At 43.0% G+C, this 17,668-nt stretch carries 14 protein-coding genes and 2 tRNA genes; 6 read left to right on the top strand and 10 right to left on the bottom strand.

Going from position 1 to position 17,668, the window contains the following annotated elements; all coding sequences use genetic code 11:
• Positions 1 to 79 precede the first annotated feature (79 nt).
• Positions 80 to 760 (bottom strand): hypothetical protein, encoded by a 681-nt coding sequence (locus BFG52_RS13935; RefSeq protein WP_157758118.1) that lies wholly within the window; start codon positions 758 to 760, stop codon positions 80 to 82.
• 201 nt (positions 761 to 961) lie between these two features.
• Here BFG52_RS13935 and BFG52_RS17120 point away from each other — a divergent pair, with 201 nt between their 5' ends.
• Positions 962 to 1,369, top strand: coding sequence for a hypothetical protein (locus BFG52_RS17120; RefSeq protein ID WP_157758117.1), 408 nt, complete (start codon positions 962 to 964; stop codon positions 1,367 to 1,369).
• Between the two features lie 102 nt (positions 1,370 to 1,471).
• Here BFG52_RS17120 and BFG52_RS13925 read toward each other — a convergent pair whose 3' ends face one another.
• From BFG52_RS13925 to BFG52_RS17385, 4 genes are all read right to left on the bottom strand, one after another.
• Complete coding sequence (locus BFG52_RS13925; RefSeq protein ID WP_067557516.1) at positions 1,472 to 1,798, bottom strand: hypothetical protein; 327 nt, start codon at positions 1,796 to 1,798, stop codon at positions 1,472 to 1,474.
• Between the two features lie 213 nt (positions 1,799 to 2,011).
• On the bottom strand, positions 2,012 to 4,081 hold the full coding sequence (gene glyS, locus BFG52_RS13920) for a glycine--tRNA ligase subunit beta (RefSeq protein WP_067557514.1): 2,070 nt from the start codon (positions 4,079 to 4,081) through the stop codon (positions 2,012 to 2,014).
• 1 nt (position 4,082) lies between these two features.
• On the bottom strand, positions 4,083 to 5,060 hold the full coding sequence (gene glyQ, locus BFG52_RS13915; protein ID WP_067557511.1) for a glycine--tRNA ligase subunit alpha: 978 nt from the start codon (positions 5,058 to 5,060) through the stop codon (positions 4,083 to 4,085).
• A gap of 50 nt (positions 5,061 to 5,110) precedes the next feature.
• The gene (locus BFG52_RS17385) at positions 5,111 to 5,239 is read right to left on the bottom strand and encodes a hypothetical protein (RefSeq protein WP_267284028.1); all 129 of its coding nucleotides are present in this window, start codon (positions 5,237 to 5,239) and stop codon (positions 5,111 to 5,113) included.
• 129 nt (positions 5,240 to 5,368) lie between these two features.
• Between BFG52_RS17385 and BFG52_RS13910 the strand changes: the two genes are divergently transcribed.
• On the top strand, positions 5,369 to 5,839 hold the full coding sequence (locus BFG52_RS13910) for an OsmC family protein (protein WP_067557508.1): 471 nt from the start codon (positions 5,369 to 5,371) through the stop codon (positions 5,837 to 5,839).
• A gap of 109 nt (positions 5,840 to 5,948) precedes the next feature.
• Here the strand turns inward: BFG52_RS13910 and BFG52_RS13905 are convergent, their stop codons facing one another.
• A complete protein-coding gene (locus tag BFG52_RS13905; protein WP_067557505.1) occupies positions 5,949 to 6,206 on the bottom strand; it encodes a PspC domain-containing protein in 258 nt (85 codons plus the stop codon).
• Positions 6,207 to 6,477: 271 nt separating this feature from the next.
• On the opposite strand from BFG52_RS13905, the gene BFG52_RS13900 reads away from it, so the two are divergent.
• Positions 6,478 to 7,161, top strand: a complete 684-nt coding sequence (locus BFG52_RS13900) for a hypothetical protein (RefSeq protein ID WP_067557503.1) — start codon at positions 6,478 to 6,480, stop codon at positions 7,159 to 7,161.
• Positions 7,162 to 7,437: 276 nt separating this feature from the next.
• On the opposite strand, the gene BFG52_RS13895 is transcribed toward BFG52_RS13900, so the two are convergent.
• The 4 genes from BFG52_RS13895 to BFG52_RS13880 all read right to left on the bottom strand — a co-directional run bounded on the left by BFG52_RS13895 (position 7,438) and on the right by BFG52_RS13880 (position 13,508).
• A tRNA-Lys gene (locus tag BFG52_RS13895) sits at positions 7,438 to 7,513 on the bottom strand.
• Between the two features lie 20 nt (positions 7,514 to 7,533).
• Positions 7,534 to 7,609, bottom strand: a tRNA-Lys gene (locus tag BFG52_RS13890).
• Positions 7,610 to 7,739: 130 nt separating this feature from the next.
• The gene (locus BFG52_RS13885; RefSeq protein WP_067557500.1) at positions 7,740 to 9,581 is read right to left on the bottom strand and encodes a long-chain-acyl-CoA synthetase; all 1,842 of its coding nucleotides are present in this window, start codon (positions 9,579 to 9,581) and stop codon (positions 7,740 to 7,742) included.
• 261 nt (positions 9,582 to 9,842) lie between these two features.
• Complete coding sequence (locus BFG52_RS13880; RefSeq protein WP_081408710.1) at positions 9,843 to 13,508, bottom strand: Rne/Rng family ribonuclease; 3,666 nt, start codon at positions 13,506 to 13,508, stop codon at positions 9,843 to 9,845.
• 744 nt (positions 13,509 to 14,252) lie between these two features.
• Here BFG52_RS13880 and BFG52_RS13875 point away from each other — a divergent pair.
• From BFG52_RS13875 to BFG52_RS13865, 3 genes are all read left to right on the top strand, one after another.
• Positions 14,253 to 15,185 (top strand): RluA family pseudouridine synthase, encoded by a 933-nt coding sequence (locus tag BFG52_RS13875; protein WP_067557498.1) that lies wholly within the window; start codon positions 14,253 to 14,255, stop codon positions 15,183 to 15,185.
• Positions 15,186 to 15,239: 54 nt separating this feature from the next.
• A complete protein-coding gene (locus BFG52_RS13870; RefSeq protein ID WP_067557495.1) occupies positions 15,240 to 15,905 on the top strand; it encodes an HAD-IA family hydrolase in 666 nt (221 codons plus the stop codon).
• A gap of 692 nt (positions 15,906 to 16,597) precedes the next feature.
• Complete coding sequence (locus BFG52_RS13865; RefSeq protein ID WP_228703847.1) at positions 16,598 to 17,593, top strand: MBL fold metallo-hydrolase; 996 nt, start codon at positions 16,598 to 16,600, stop codon at positions 17,591 to 17,593.
• The last annotated feature ends 75 nt before the right edge of the window (positions 17,594 to 17,668 follow it).

Here is a 17,668-nt window from a genome sequence, read left to right as displayed (position 1 = left end):
GGATTAAGTCATTCCGTCAACAGATATTTGAGTCATCGCTTAAAAATATATTCAGCTTGAGTGCTTTGAGCTGAACATATTAAAGTGAGATGACTTCAAGCCTATTGTTCGGTTTTGCATTATCCGATTGTTCTGTTATTCCATGTACGATTGGTTTTTGCGTAGGTACTGCGTTTGGCGATGCTGGAGCTGTGTCCGCTTGAGGAGCATCATTACTGGGTTGTTGATTGGGTTGCTGATCGGTTTGTTGAGTCGGTGGTGTTGTCTGTTCATGATCTAATTTAGCTGGTTCAGTATCTGTGCTGTTCTGCTGTGGAATACGTTGTATTTCAGCGGGTTGTTCAGTAATTGTATGGGTTGTCACGGATGAGGTTGTTGGTGTTGTGGGTGACATTACCGTGGCTGAGGCAGTACTCGGGGTATTGTTGCTAGAAGATTGACTTAAACTTTTACGTTCGATCGGTGCTTTGCCTGCGCTATGACTACCCGTCACAGCATCAATTGCTTCTTCAACTTTAGGTTTAACTTTTTCAATGCCTTGTTCGGTGGCTTCACCAACCTGATCTGCTGTTTTATGAATTTTTTGCCCTGTTTTATACGCCAATACTTTAAAAATATTAGGATTGTCACCATAAGGTGGCGTGGTCTTTTGCTCAGCCTCAGCGCTATGGACAGGAGGGACTGAAGCGGTGGTGTTTGCATAGAGTTGTATGCTGCTGACACATAACATCGTGCCTAAACTAAGTTTGATCCATGCCATGGCTGAGTGATCTCTATAGGAGTGAAAGAGGGGAAAATGATTAAATTATCGATTGTTATTTTAAACTGAAAAATTTTGCATTGTGTAAGTTTTAACATATTATCGATGACGGTCGATAACATAAGTCGATCATATGCATTAGTCGATCATATGCATTAAAAGTAGCATAGCGTTTACTCACATAAATTAAAGAAGAAGTTTATGCATAAAATAAAAATTATTCTACTCGCTATGGTGAGTCTATTGCTGCAACCCAGTTGGGCATGTGGTTGTGGTGGAGATCTACCAATAATACATCATCCATTCTTTCAAATATCAATAGGTATCCTTTTGATAGGGATTTATTTATTGCCCACATTTTATTATTTGCGGGTAAATTTACGTACGCCACTTTCTCCCATGCCGATTGTGATTTCTCATCTGGGTATTATCTTTTGTGCGTTTCTCGGTGGGCATGAATCACTTTTAAATTCTCTTATACCCATGATCAGCAATCTGTTGGTTGAGAGGATTGTGGGATTTATTGTGCTATTTTTACTCTTGCTCTTGTGGTTTGCCCCCATTTTTATTGCTTTTCGCCGTAGTCGTCAGCAAAAAATAAGCCGTTAAATGTTAAGCTTTTTTCAAGTTTTTACAGCCATGCTCAAAGTCTAACCAGCCATGTTTAAAGCTTAATGGGGCAAAATCCTATTGATCTTATCGCGGGTCTTTTTATTTTAAATCCAGACATTGTTGTAGATGTTTGGCACTGAAATTTTTCAGTAGATGATTAAAATTATTTTGTTGCATCGGATCTTTGATATCAAAATTATGCTGAGTTTGATCGAGAGAGTTTTGGGTAAATGCGCGGCTTAATTGACCTTGCTCTAAAATCCAATACTCAGTGACTTCAAAGTTGTTAAAGTAGCCGGTAAATTTAACACTACAGTGCTGCGGATATTTAAGGAGTTGAACGGTATTATTTTGGGTTTCTGGCTCTACCGCAATATTCTGATGTTGTTCTAGAACAATGGGTTTAGATGAAGAGGATAATGGCATATTCTGGCAAGCACTCAATAATAATATCGCGCACCAAGGGAAAACGATTTTTGTATATTTAAAAAAATGAGTCACGGGTTCAACCTATAACGCTTAATAGTTCTAGCGCAGCATAACAATGAACTGAGTTAAATAAAACCAGTGTGAACTGAAAGACATTCATATATTACATAAAAAAGACCCCAAGTCGGGGTCTTCTGCTATTGCACTAGATTAGTGTTGTAGTACCGAAATATCAGCAACACTCATAAATAGAGCACGTAATTGCACCAAGATTCGTAGACGATTGGCTTTGAGTGCCGGATCTTCCGCCATCACCATGACATGGTCAAAGAAAGCATCGATCGGGGTACGTAAGGCTGCCAGTTTAGACAGTGCTGCGGTATAGTCTTTGGCTGCAAGCAAGGGCTGTACGATCGGGCTTAATTGTTGTAGCTCGGCATAAAGCGCTTGTTCAGTTGCTTCTTGCAATAAGCTTTCATCGACTGCGCCTGATGGGGCTGTCTCTTTGGCTAAAATATTGGCAACGCGTTTATTGGCTGCTGCCAATGCTTGTGCTTCAGCAAGCTTACGGAAATGATTGACCGCATTGACGCGTTTATCAAAATCAAGTGGTGATTTTGGTGCCAAGGCTTGTACCGCTTGGATCACATCTACTGCAACGCCTTGGTCTTCATATTTGGCACGATAACGACCTTCTAAGAATGCCACGGCATCTTGACGTGTTTTGGCAGGATCTTGAATGATGCTGCCATAGCTATCAATTGTGGCATCAATCAACTGCTCAATAGAGGCTTCGATTTGATTTTCAATCACTAAACGTAAAATACCAATCGCAGAACGACGTAATGCAAAAGGATCTTTAGAACCAGTAGGCGCTTGACCAATGGCAAAAATACCGACCAACGTATCTAAGCGATCGGCAAGGGCAATGGTGGTTCCGGTTTGAGTTTGCGGTAATACATCGCCTGCAAACTTAGGCAGATATTGCTCCCCTAAAGCTTGGGCGACTTCTTCATTTTCACCTTCGAGCCGTGCGTAATAAGTACCCGCAATGCCTTGTAATTCAGGGAATTCACCGACTAATTCTGAGGTAAGATCACATTTTGCCAGCAGCGCAGCACGTTCAGCATATTGGGCATCTGCATGCGTAAATGGGCTTAGTGCTACAGCCAATTTGGCGATACGCTGTGATTTATCCCATAAGCTGCCCAATTGCGCTTGGAAAACCATGTTTGCCAATTTGTCTTTGCGACTTGCCAAAGCTTGTTTCTGATCTTGTAAAAAGAAAAATTCCGCGTCAGACAAACGAGGGCGCACCACTTTTTCATTGCCTTCAATAATCTGTTGTGGGTCTTTCGACTCAATATTAGAGATGGTAATAAAATAAGGTTGTAATTTATGTGCTTGATCAACCAGACAGAAATACTTTTGGTTATCCTGCATGGTGGTAATCAAGGCTTCTTGTGGAACAGCCAAGAAGCGTTCTTCAAAGCTGGCACGTAAGGCAACCGGCCATTCTACCAAGGCGGTTACTTCATCTCTTAAGTCGTCTGGTACGATTGCAGTTGCGTTGACTTCATCTGACAATGCTTGGATTTGCTTATCAATGATCTGTTGACGCTCATCGAAGTCAGCAATGACTTTCGCATCGCGTAACGCGTCAAGATAATCATTGGCATGTTTGAGCTCAATCGCCTCTGGTGCATGGAAGCGGTGACCATAACTGAAACGGTCAGCGCGATGATCTTGAATGTTTGCTGGAATGACGTCAGCATCTTTGAGCAATAGTACCCATTTGACAGGACGTACAAATTCAGTACGGCTGGCTGCACTGCGCATGCGTTTGGCAATAGGCAAGTGATCTAAAGCGTGTTGTAAAATTTCAGGCAAGAGTGCGTCGAGGCTTTGCCCTTTGATGTCTTTGTAATAGCAAACTTTTTCAACTTTACCGGCTTGGAAGGTACTCACTTGTTCAACGCCAATGCCTTGACCACGCATAAAGCCTTCCAGTGCTTTGGTCGGTTGACCGTCAGCGTCATAGGCTGCTTGGAGCGCTGGACCATCAAAACGTTTTTGTGAATCCGCTTGTGCGCCATCGACGTCAATAATTTTAATGGCTAAACGACGTGGTGCTGCATAGGCTTCAATACGAGTAAATTTTAATGCTGCATCGTTTAAGCCTTGTATGACTTCGTCACGTAATGCATCACGTAGTTTTTTTAAGCTTTTTGGGGGGAGTTCTTCACAGCCTAATTCGAATAAAACAGTATGTTGAGTCATGTTAGTTTTTCTCCGCTTTGGCTGCATCAGCATCAGCTTGTGCTTTAAGTTGGGCAAGAACTTCATCACGTAATTCAGCCGGTGCCATCGGGAAACCGAGTTCGGCACGCGCTTGCACATAACTTTGCGCAATGGCACGGGCTAGAGTACGCACGCGTAAAATATAACGTTGACGTTCAGTCACCGAAATTGCCCCACGGGCATCGAGTAGGTTAAAGCTATGTGATGCTTTAATAACTTGCTCATAGGCCGGCAAGGGCAGTTTTGCTTCAATCAAGCGATTGGCTTCAGTTTCATAGAAGTCAAAGAGTTTGAAGAGCTCAGCAACAGGCGCATATTCAAAGTTGTAGGTTGATTGTTCTACTTCGTTTTGGTGGAATACATCACCATAGGTGACCGTGCCAAATTGGCCTTTGGTCCAAACCAAGTCATAGACTGAGTCTACACCTTGTAAATACATGGCAAGACGTTCTAGACCGTAAGTGATTTCTCCTGTTACAGGGTAGCACTCGACACCGCCCACTTGTTGGAAGTAGGTAAACTGTGTGACTTCCATACCGTTTAACCAAACTTCCCAACCTAAGCCCCAAGCGCCAAGTGTTGGAGATTCCCAGTTATCTTCAACAAAGCGGATATCATGAACCAATGGATCAATACCAATTGCTTTTAGGGAATCTAAATACAGCTGTTGGATATGATCTGGGTTGGGTTTGAGCACCACTTGAAATTGATAATAATGCTGTAGACGGTTTGGGTTCTCACCATAGCGTCCATCTTTGGGACGGCGAGAAGGTTGAACATAAGCCGCATTCCAAGTTTCAGGTCCTAAAGCACGTAAAAAGGTTGCAGTATGAAAGGTGCCTGCTCCCATTTCCATGTCATAAGGTTGTAAAACGACACAGCCTTGTTCAGCCCAATAATTTTGTAAGGCTAGAATTAAGCCTTGAAAGGTATCAATCTGCGATATGGCGCGACTCATGGTGCATCCACTTTAAAATGAGAAAAAAATTGTGTTCAAGTATAAGGATTTTAGCCAGTACTGGCAAAGGCTTGTTGCTGAAAACATAGCGATTTAACTTCTGCTACACAATCTAGTCGAAGAAAGGTGATTTCTACAGAGAACTGACAGGGGCGTGCACTGATCAGCTGCGTCTTCATTGCACTTGCATCGGCACGATAGCATTTTGAATCTTTGGTAAAATTATATGCTTATATAAAAAGATGATTTGGAATAGGGCGATCTTGGCTTAGTATCAAAAATCATTTCATTTTTCATGATTAAACCGCATGGCAAACGCAAATATTTTACAATTGAATGCAGCAACAACATGGCGTGGTGGTGTTGCCTCAAGTTCCCAGATCCGTCAGTTCGCGCCAGTGATGATGGATGAACCGCAAGTGTTGGGTGGTCAAGATCAAGGTGCCAACCCTTTAGAATATATACTTGCTGCATTAAACGGTTGTCATGCAGTGATGATTCCCTTGATTGCTAAAGAAATTGATTTTAAATTTACAGGGCTGTCTTTTGATTGTGATGCTGAAGTGGATTTACGTGGTCTAATGGGGCAAAGTGGCATTTCACCACATTTTCAAAAAATCGCATTTAGTATTGTACTTGATACCGATGAAACTGATGCGCGTTTTGAAGCGTTACAACAACGTGTTGCAGCACGCTGCCCTGTGTATCGTTTATTAAAAGATGCTGGTGTTGCCATTGCGGTACAATGGCAACGGGTTGCAGAAGCATCGCCAGCTTAGTCCGTCTGCGCTTGCTCAGTCAGGCAGTCATGTCGAGGCAGTAGCATATTGCTGGTTACCTTCATGAGGTCATCTCGTTTAAACGCATCCTTCTCCGGGATGCGTTTTTTTAATGCTTATTCTCATATATGGTACGCATAGGGCGTTGAGAATCTTCTGATAGATTTGCTTGGGTTCTACGCTGCGGCATAATAAACCAAAGAATAAGATAAATTAAAATACCTGGAAAACCTGCACTTAAAATAGATACGGCAACAAACACAAGGCGTAGTAGATTGGCATTCCAATTAAACCGCTCTGCTATTCCGCCCATCACGCCAGCAATGATTTTCTGCCGTTGCGAACGATATAAACCAACTTGATTCATGTGGTACTCCATAGCTTTGGGGGAAATATAAGCACAATTAAGATATTCAACATATTGTATAGATGGTGCTGTCATCTGTAATTTAAAGTTTTTCACAAAAAAATGTGTCAAATTTAAAATAAGTTATTGTCTATCGATGTAAAAATGTGATGTAGTAAGCTTTGTATTTCTGTAAGTATGTCACAGTGTGGATTATTATTTACAAGAAAATCAATAATATGTACCCAGCGTTGAGCTGATCGTTGTAATCATGGTGGCTGAATAGCGAAAGATGATAAATCTCAATTATTTGCAAGTTAATTCTAAAGTAGCGATCAGCAGTCTACTCAGTATGTTGTTATTGAGTGCTTGTGATAATTATTGGTCTAATGATGTACAAGATTTCTCTATACAACACAGTGATCATGCAGCGAGCGAATTGGTCGAGCATAATCAAGCGTATGCAAGTGGCGACGGGGATGATGTTGAGCAAGGTATGCGTCTGACAGATGTTGTGGGGCAATATGCTTCTCCACCACCGCAACAAGAACATAGTTACCGACAAGGTCGTTTAAGTGCAGAGGAAGTGAAGTATATTGGTCGTTATCATACCTTTATTCCATGTAGCGACGAATTCATTGCCTGTAATCAGGGTTATGTAGAATATATCCTCAATTTGCGTCCTGATGGCACAGCACATCGCACGATTATCCATTTAGGGCGTTTGTACAGCGGTCAGATTGGTACCATTAAATCTTATCGAAAAGATTCATGGAATTATGATGAGCAGCACAAGGAGCTGGTGATTCATTTGGTGGAAGGGGCTGAATTATTTTATAGCGTCAATGAGCGTTTAGAATTGCGTTTAAATATAGAGAAGACCTTAAACGTCAACCAGCTAAATCATGATTTCTTTAGCAAACGTTATCCTGCACCGAACTATAGCTATGTTTTGAAAAAATATGCAGAGATGTAGCGCTTCGCGATCTCTTATTCCAGATGTTATGTTGTTGTACTCGCTGTGTTCAATGTGATCAACCCTATGGGTATTGGGGGAGGCGAAGTGTTTTAGCTTTATGACTTCTAGCTTGCATTTTTTAGCTTTCATTTCATGTCAATCTTCACCTAATAACTGCTGTTGGTATGTGGGCTTTAAAAATGCAGATCAGAACATACAGAAGAAAATAGATAAGAAAATAAGAAAACAGATAAGAAAAAAGCCCATCACAAGGTGATAGGCTTTTTAGAATCTTGGTGGGTCGTCCGCGATTCGAACGCGGGACCAACGGATTAAAAGTCCGCTGCTCTACCAGCTGAGCTAACGACCCAAAATTGTCAAAACGGTAGATGGTGGGTCGTCCGCGATTCGAACGCGGGACCAACGGATTAAAAGTCCGCTGCTCTACCAGCTGAGCTAACGACCCATCTCGTTTTGATGCTGCGTATTGTAGCAGCATCTCGAACGAGCGCAAGTAAAAAATATAAGACTTTTTCTTGTTTGATTATAAATAATGCAATTTGGTGTTTTTCTTGCTAAAAAACGTGCAAAAGCAACTAAAAACGGTATTGCTGTTGCTGAATATTTTTAAATATCTCAGCATCGAGCAGGGTATAGGTCGATTCATTTGGCAATAAAACATACAGTGGATCAGAAATTTGCATTGGATCGAAGCCTTGTTGCTTTAATTTACTTTTCTGATATTTAAAAGTTCCTGTGGTTTCAAGTTGAGATTGCACTCTCAAGAATAACGGCACAGCATAAGCGGGTAGGTTTTTTTTGAAATCGATATACATCTGACTGAGATCTTGGGAGTCTAAGTGGGTATTGGGGTGCAAGGTGATGGTTGCCATACCTGCTCGACCATCGGTATATGGAATTTCTACGCCATAGACCACAGCTTCTTGTAACTTCGGATATTCGCTACAGATATTTTCAACTTCTGTGGTCGATACATTTTCACCTTTCCAGCGGAAGGTATCTCCTAGGCGGTCAACGAATTGTGCATGACGAAAACCTAAGTCACGGACTAAGTCACCGGTAATAAAATAAGCATCGCCAGATTTAAAGACATTTTTCATAATCACGGCTTTATTTTTTTCAGGATCTGTATAGCCATCAAAAGGTGAGCGCTTGGTTATTTTTCCAATCAATAACCCTACTTCGCCTTTTTTTACTTTTATACAGTGACCTTTCTTGTCTCGAATCACTTCATCTTTTGCTTTGTCGTATTGAACCACCGCATAAGGTGTAGGGGAGAAGCCAACGGTATTGTCAAAATTAAAGACATTACTAAAACCGACATTGCCTTCACTAGACGCGTAGAGTTCTAAAACCTCCTCAATCCCAAAGCGTTGCTTAAAATTCTGCCAGATGGTGGGGCGCATACCATTACCAATCATTTTGCGTACGCGATGACTTTGATCTAGCTCGCTTGTCGGTGCATCGAGTAGATAGCGACATAGCTCGCCGACATAGCCGATGGCAGAGACATTATAGGTTGCAACATCACGCCAGAATGCACTGGTTGAGTATTTACGGCGAATCACAAAGGTTGCACTCCCTGCAATCACCCCACACCAGCACACCACGATGCCTGTCGCATGGTAGAGCGGTAGGGTGCAATACATAACATCTTGTTGATTGAGATCAAGAATATGACCATAAGTGCCATATGCTAGTGCCCAGCGACTATTACTAAAGATGACGGCTTTGGGTAAACCGGTGGTGCCCGATGTATAAATATAAAATAAACCGTCTTTGCCTTTGACACTTTGGGTGGTGGGGACATTAAAGGTCGCAAAAGGGATGATCTTCTCGGCCAAGTTTTGATAGTTAAATGGCGCGATGCCATGATCTTCTACCGTGGCTTGGTCGGCAAACCAATAGAAATGATCGTGTGCTGTGCTTAAGTCTTGGCGAATTTCATCTATTGCACTGCGGCATTCTTCCCCGACAATCACCGCACGTGCTTTGACTAAGTTAATGCTGTGGCTGAGCACTCGACCACGTTGAGCGGTATTTTGTAAGGCGGAGATCACCCCAATTTTTGCCAAGGCGATGACCGTTGCAATCAACTCGGAACGATTTTCTAACATGACTGCAATCACATCACCTTTTTGCAATCCTGCTGCCAAAAAGAAATGTGCAATTTGATTAGACCACTCATTGAGCGCTTGATAGCTATATTGTTGTTGTTCGTAGCGCAATGCAATGGTTTGGGGAGCTCGTTTGACGGCTCTTTCAAAAGCTAAACCGAGACCTGCGGCAGTATTGGGTGTCCTTAAGTAAGCTTGTTTTAGACCACTGACAATATGTGGAACTTTATTGAGGAACTTAGGTAATTTTGCTGCAACATCGGTGAAACCAATGAGGTCTGATTGTTTAGTCTGATTCATGTCTATCCTATCTGATTTGGATGTATAAGCTACGCTATATTTTGATTTAAATTGATACGAATCAACAGTGTTGCACTTCGTCTCATTCTCAATACGTGATCAGTAGCTTTTATATATGGGCAAATCTATGCAAGTTTTTTGATATTATTAGGTTTTAATCTTTTTGTTGTAGTGCAATCAACCTAATTCATCAAAATACAAAAAAAACCTAGCCATCGGAATGGCTAGGTTCGATTTTTTTAGCTCAAAAAAGTAAACGCTTTACTCCGCAGTAGGCGTTGCTTTTTTCGGTGGACGACCACGTGGACGACGTGGGCGTGCTGGTTTTTCTGCTTCAGCATCGGCAGCTTGTGCTGGACTTGCTTGTGCTTTGTCCAATGCTAAATCTTGCTGTTGTTCAGCAGCATTTTCGACCACCGCAGCGGTTTTGGCAGCAGCAGCTTTGCTACTACGTGCTTTGGCTGTACTTCGGGTCTTGGCTGGTGCTGCAACAGGTGTGGCTGGTGCTTCAGCGGTTGGCGCTTCGCTACTTTGCACATTAGCGCTTTCGGTTGTGGCAAGATCCGCTGTTGGAGTGGCTACAGCTGCTTCTGCAGTAGCGTTTGCCACCTCCACTTCTGCGCTACTTGACGCAGCAGGCGCTGGGCGTACTGCTGGTGCGCGTGTTGTAGCAGGCTTTTCAGCAACTGCTACAGCTTCCGCTGTAGTGGCTGCAGTTGTGTCTGCATCATTGGCAAGGTGCTCTGTTACCGCTTCTGCGGCTGTGCCCACTTCAGTTGCTCGCGTGCTTTCAGCAACTGTTTCTAGCTGAGCCGTTGCAGGTTCTGCTGCGACTGTGGCGGCAGTTTTTGCGCTCAGCTCTGCCGCGTTGGCTACAGTTTCAGTTTTCTCAGCAACTTCTTCTGTCTTAGCTGCCGTCAAGGCCTGTTTTGACTGCACAAAGGCTTGTTCGGCTGCCAATTTGGCAAGACGACGACGTTCACGCGGGTCATTGGCAACACGTTTGGTTGCTGCTGCCGTTGGTGGAACCAAGTCTAATACTGCAGCTGGTTGTGCTTCAGGCTGTGCTTTGCTAATCGCTACATCACGTGTAACGGGTTTGCTCTCAGGCGCGGCTTGAGTCGGTTGCTGCACCTGTTGTTGTGCAAAATACTCATCACTAAATTTACTGAGGGCACGGTTAAAGGTAGCGATTAAACCAAATTGCTCAATCAGTACGGAACAGTCCTCACCATAGACATGGCGGATTAAACTGCCAATGGTGTAGTTTGACAAGGTCGGTACTTGTGACGGATTGGGCTTTTGGGGTGCTAGTGCTTTGTTTTTGTGTTGCACGCGTTGTTGACGACGTGAGCGTGGATCATTGCTGGCACGACGTTGAGGCTCTTCCGCGACAACTTCAGGTTTTTTCTCCGCTTTCTTTTGCACGGCTGCAGCAGGTGTCGCTGCGGTAAGCTCAGTTGCTGCTACATGTGCTGCTTCTGCGACGACGGGTGCACTCACAGGTAGGTTGGCATTGAGCGCAACAATTTCACTTTGTTGTTTGTCAATGTTAATGATCAATGCCGTTGGCATCATTTCATTTTTAGGTGCATCAACCATTTCAACATGCAAGATTGGTTTTTCAGCAGTATTCGCAGGCGTGGTTGCTGCTTCTGCTACTACGACAGGAGCCGTTGGGGCTGTTGTCGCAGCTGTTGCCGCTGCATTGTTGTTGAGTACGCTGTTGTCGCGCTGACGGTTCGGACGTTGTGGACGTTGTGATTGACGATCACGGCGTGGCACAGCTTGTTCCGTTGTAGCGGATTGCTCATGTGCCTCTTGCGTAGCGACTTGCTGTTGGCGTTGTTTGTGCTGTTGACGCTTTTGCTCACGGTTGTCTTGACGTGATTCAGCACGATTGTTATTGAGCTCTTCATGCGGCAGTACAGGCTCTTGTACTTGTTCACGTGGTTCTTTTTGCTTGCTACGTTTTCTGTTGCGATGATTACTGCGTTCTTCACGCTCTGGCGCTTTTTCTGGATAATCACGCTCAGTTTTCGCCACATGCGGTGTTGCTAAATACGCATTTTGGTCGACGGCAACAGGTGCAGCTGCTACCGGTGCAACAACAGCTGTACGATCAATTTGACCATATTGACCACGGCTAACAGCGCCATTGTTGACCATTTGCTCAATCGCGGCGGCTGCATTGTGTGCAGAGCGAGATTGGTCTACTGTGCTGGCTTGTTTTTGTACAAATAAATTTTCTAACCAAGCACAAGGACTTGCGGCTGTCGCTGCTGGGGTCGCCGCTGCAGCCACGGCTTTTGGTTGATTATTGCGAATCGGTTTTTCTGCTGCTGGGGTGATCACAGGGGCATGTACTGCTTCATCTTCTAAATGCCAGTGTGTCGATTCGTAACCCAATTCTTTTTCGCTTAAACGTGTTGCTTCAGTACGTTCATAGCTACTTGGTGCAAAGCCTTCAGGATTGAAGGTAATTTGATAATGCGGTGTTTCTAAATGAGGGTGTGGTAAAACAGTCACACGTACATTTGAGGTTTGTTCGAGATAGACCAAACTGTGACGTTTTTCGTTGAGTAAAAAGGCTGCAATTTCAACAGGCACTTCAACTTGCACTTCACCTTGGCGTTCACGTAAAGCAATTTCTTCAACTTTACGCATAATTGATAATGACAATGAGCGTAGGTCACGAACCATGCCAGTACCATGACAGCGTGGGCAAACATAACCCGTCGCTTCTTCTAGCGATGGACGTAAGCGTTGACGACTCATTTCCATTAGACCAAAGCGTGATAATTGACCAAATTGAATACGCGCACGATCACTTTGCGTCGCTTCGCGCAGTTTGGCTTCAACCATGCGTTGGTTACGTTCTTTGGACATGTCGATAAAGTCAATCACCACCAAACCGCCAATATCACGCAGGCGCAATTGACGTGCAATTTCTTCAGCAGCTTCGAGGTTGGTGCTGAGCGCGGTTTCTTCGACATCGTGGCCGCGGGTAGATTTGGCAGAGTTGATATCGATTGAAACCAAGGCTTCAGTTTGATCGATGACAATCGAACCGCCAGAGGGCAGTTTCACTTCGCGTTCATAGGCCGTTTGGATTTGACTTTCAATCCCAAAGTGCGCAAATAAAGGCTCATTTAAAGTATAAGTCTGTAATTTTTCTAATTGATTGGGCATGACCGCTTTGATGAAGTTATGTGCTTCATTATAAGCTTGTTCATTATCAATGAGAATTTCCGAAACATCGTCACGTAAATAGTCACGAATTGCGCGGGTAACCACGCCAGCTTCTTGGTGAACCAACATCGGTGATGGACCAGAACTGGCAGTATTTTGGATTTGATGCCATAGGTCGAGTAGATGTTGTAAATCGAGTTGCAATTCTTCTTGCGTGCGACCAATGCCTGCAGTACGCACAATCACACTCATCCCACGTGGAACATTGAGCGATGCCAACATTTCTTTGAGTTCGTCACGAACAGCACCAGAAATTTGACGGCTAATTCCACCGCCTTTGGCATTGTTGGGCATCAAGACCAAATAGCGCCCAGCCAAAGAAATATAAGTCGACAGTGCCGCGCCTTTATTGCCACGTTCTTCTTTCTCAACTTGTACCAATAACTCTGTACCTTCGCTAATTAATTCACGAATATTAGTGTTTTGGCGTGGATCTGATTTGAGATAACTGTTGGCAATTTCACGCATCGACAAGAAGCCTTGACGACCAGCACCGTATTCAACAAAGACGGCTTCTAGAGAAGGTTCGACACGAGTCACGTGCCCTTTATAAATGTTTGCTTTTTTTTGTTCGCGGGTACGGTTTTCTAAGTCAAAATCGTAAAGTCTTTGACCAGTGATAAGTGCAACACGAACCTCTTCAGCATGTGTTGCATTAATCAACATACGTTTCATGGGGTAATACCTAATAGTGACCCACAACAGTCAATTGCTTAGACTCGACGGTGTATAGCTGACAAGATGCACGAAACCCTGATCACGCAAATATTTGGTGAATATCTGGATGATGGGTAGGTTGCCAATGAGCAGGCAATAGGCTGGCTCTTGTAATAGCGTATAGTGTAATTGGCACTATCTCCACGACCTGAGTTGTCGGTATTTTCACTGGTAAAACAAGTGGTGTATTGGATGGTTAACTTTCACTGTCCTTTGCTCGAAGATTGGCTGCTGGTTGAGCAGTTGCTCTTGATACGGAATGATCGTCGTATCTTTACAAGGAAACAATTCCAATGCTTCAGTCACTTGTATCCTGAAAACACACAACAGCAATCACTTCTGATGTGTATCAGTTTACATTTAAAAACCAACATAGCAGTTGGCATCATCATTTTTTCAACATGTCGATTTATGTACAAAAGCACAATTAAACCTAACAGTTTGTGTTTTTACCGATATAATAAGCCTTCGGCGTCGGCGTATTCTTTGGGGACCTTTCCGAGTTTGCAGCGAGTCAGTGTTTTAGTTTTAGATTTCAGGATATGAAATGACTAAAGCCTAACTCTATTACGGCGGTATCCGTGGGTTGACTATAGCAAACCAAAATAGTTCTGCCTATGGGTTAAACGAAATATTCTTGTGAAAAACATGATCTAAATGTTCAAGTTTTAATCAAATTCTTTTTATGCACTGAGTAACTCTATGAATTCCTCACAGCAGTGGCAAAGTGTCACTTGGTTTGACGTTGATGAACATCAAGTTGGACAACGAATAGACAATTTTTTATTTAGTCGACTCAAAGGTGTACCGAAAAGTCGTATTTATCGCTTGATTCGTGAAGGGCAAGTGCGTGTCAATAAAAAACGCATCAAAGCTGAAACGAAACTACAACTTGCCGATCAAATTCGTGTGGCACCGATACGCTATGAGCAAAAACAAGCAGACGCTATTGTGCTATCCGATCAATTCGCCAATAGTTTATTGCAACGTATTGTTTATGAAGATGAAGGGCTATTGGTCGTCAATAAACCATCAGGGATTGCCGTGCATGGCGGTAGTGGTGTTAACTATGGTTTGATCGAAGCCTTAAGAGCTGCGACTGGTAAAAAATATCTTGAATTGATTCATCGGATTGACCGAGATACTTCGGGTTTGGTGATGATTAGTAAAAAACGTAGTACCTTGAAAACGTTGCAAGATCTGCTACGTTCTCACAATATTTCCAAGACTTATGCTGCCATTGTAAAAGGGCAGGTCAGTTTGGATCAGCAATTGATTGATGCACCTTTATTACGCTACGAACTTGCCAATGGCGAACGCCGTGTGCGGGTATCGAAAGATGGTAAGCCAAGTCAAACGCAATGGCGCGTTGTGCAACGTTTCAAACACGCTAGTTTGGTGCATGCTTCTCCTCTATCTGGACGTACTCATCAAATTCGTGTGCATGGGCTGAGTATTGGTCATCCGCTATTGGGGGATGATAAGTATGGTCATCAGTTTAATTACCAAGGACCAGCGCCGAAACGCTTATGTTTACATGCTATGCGCTTGGAAATTCCTGGTTATCCCGTAATCGAAGCTGCAATGCCTGAAGATATGCAGCAGTTATTGCAGCAATTGCAACTGGCTCATTAATGTCTGATCGCCTATGATGTCTGTTGCTATGAATCTTGGACTTTGAGTATAAATATGGTGGATACAGCAGTAAAACTGGTTATTTTTGATTGGGATGGCACATTGTTTAATTCGGTCGATCAAATTGTAGCCAGTCTTTTGTTTGTTGCAGCACAATATCAGCAACCTTTACATCCAGATGATGCTAAAAGCATAATTGGTCTTGGCTTACCAGAAGTTATGCAGCGTTTATTTCCACAAGTTCCTGAGCTTCATCAGGATTTACTCAATAGCTATGCTGCACATTATCCCCAGCATTCACAACAAGATCAGTGGTTTGATGGTGTTGCTGAGTTATTACAAGATCTCGATCAACGCGGGGTGTTATTGGCCGTGGCAACAGGTAAAAGCCGTCGTGGTTTAGACCGTGTTTTAGCCCATACGCAAAGCCAAGATCTTTTTGCGGTGACACGTGCTGCCAGTGAAACCAAATCTAAGCCAGACCCATTAATGCTCCAAGAAATTCTAGCCGAGACGGGATGTCATGCTCAGCAAGCTATTTTGGTTGGAGATACTAGCTATGATCTTGAAATGGCAAGAAATATTTCTATGCCACGGATTGGCGTGAGCTATGGTGTACATGATGTTGCCACCCTAGCGCAGTATCAGCCTTTGGCAATCGTCGATAGTATTGCCCAATTACACCAGACTTTATTGAGTCGTATTCATGCTTTGTGTTAGCGTGCAATGATGAGCGTATTTTAATATTTTATTTTTTTATAATGGTTGGTGACAGTTCATAATAGCGAACGTTTGTGCCGCGGTATTGGTTATTGGGGTGCTAAAGTTGTTTGGATGCTGAAGTTATTTGGATGCTGAAGTTATTTGGATGTGTGTGTGGCTCAATGGTGCAATGGCTAATATAGTGTTGTAATCGCTAATAGTGTAAAAAAAGCTTAAGTTGCCCAGTGAGCAGTCATGCAAAAATAAAAAGTTACGATGTAATACAAAATCGCTAAATTATAGTTAAAGTATTGATTCCTATGATTGATTACGCTTAGCTGAAGGATCGATAAGCAATAAAATAGTCAGTGACTGTGCTGTTTGAAGGATTCAGCCAAGTCAATCGCTTTTAATGTATTGCATACTCTGGATATCTTTAAATTTATATATTTGAAATAAAATACTTTTAGCATTTTAGATCAAGCAACTGATGTTGTGATGTCATGCCATAGTGGACATCAAGACAATTGAAATTTTAGGTATAGATCTAATCTGTTGATCAAGTAAGGGTGATTGGACGAATCATGTCAAAAAAGGTGGAATTGGAACAGTTGCTAACAGCAGCGCCGAATACAATCGATTTACAACAGCACAACTCGGTCGATGCCTTGCACTATCGCCTACCAACTGAATCCTGCTTAGGGCATTTAATGGCATCCCCAAAGTATTCAGCTACAGATCTTCAGCATCATAATGGTCGACATTTTATCAATATCACGCAATCGCCATGGGCACCTACTGCAAAAGCCAAATTGCTTAAATGGGTTCTGCTGCGTAAATCCAATACTTGGCAGGTGGATTATCAACAGGCATTAACTGAACGCTATAGCCGAATGCAGTCTTTGCCTCAAAATCGACCACATGCCAATTTAGACGATTGGCAGGTTTGGTTTGTTGGACATGCCACCGTGTTATTACAAATTGGTCGCTATAATATTTTAACCGATCCTGTTTGGGCTGATTATGTCAGCCCTAAACAAGGTCTTGGACCCAAACGAGCGATTCCAGCTGGTTTGGCTTTAGAACAGCTACCAGAAATACATGCAGTCTTATTGAGCCATAATCACTATGACCATATGGACCTTGCTACTTTAAATTGGTTGCATCAGCGCTTTGAAATGCCGATTTATACAGGGCTTGGCAATGGCTATTATTTACCAAAACATTTTAAAGTCATGGAAATGGATTGGTGGCAATCTGCGATTTTTAAAGATTTAAAAATTATTTATACGCCTGCTCAGCATGGTTCTGGTCGGGGCATGCGAGATGAAAATGCTGCCTTATGGGGAGCATTCTGTATTCAAACAGACCAAGATTATTGTTATTTTGCTGGCGATACCGGCTACGCAGATCATTTTAAAGATTTGCATCGCAGGCTTGGTGCCCCTCGTTTGGCTTTATTGCCGATCGGTGCTTATGCGCCGCGCGAATTACTACGCTATATGCATATGAATCCACAAGATGCATTTCAAGCCCATTTGGATTTACAAGCTAAGCGCTCTCTTGCAATTCATTATCGTAGTTATCAACTGACAGATGAGTTACGTGATCAACCTGAATTTGATCTTCAACAAGTCTTGAAAAACTCATCGAAGCTGATGGGTCCGTTTTATTGTATTCAAGAAGGTCGTAAAATGATTGTATAGCGTTTGGCTGAGCTTGCACTCAACACGCCTAAACATGAAAAAACGCCACCTTGTAGCCGAAGTTACAGGGTGGCG

Origin of the sequence: Acinetobacter larvae (assembly GCF_001704115.1) — a bacterium.
GTDB classification, from domain to species: domain Bacteria; phylum Pseudomonadota; class Gammaproteobacteria; order Pseudomonadales; family Moraxellaceae; genus Acinetobacter; species Acinetobacter larvae.
This window is presented reverse-complemented; position numbering and strand designations above follow the sequence as displayed.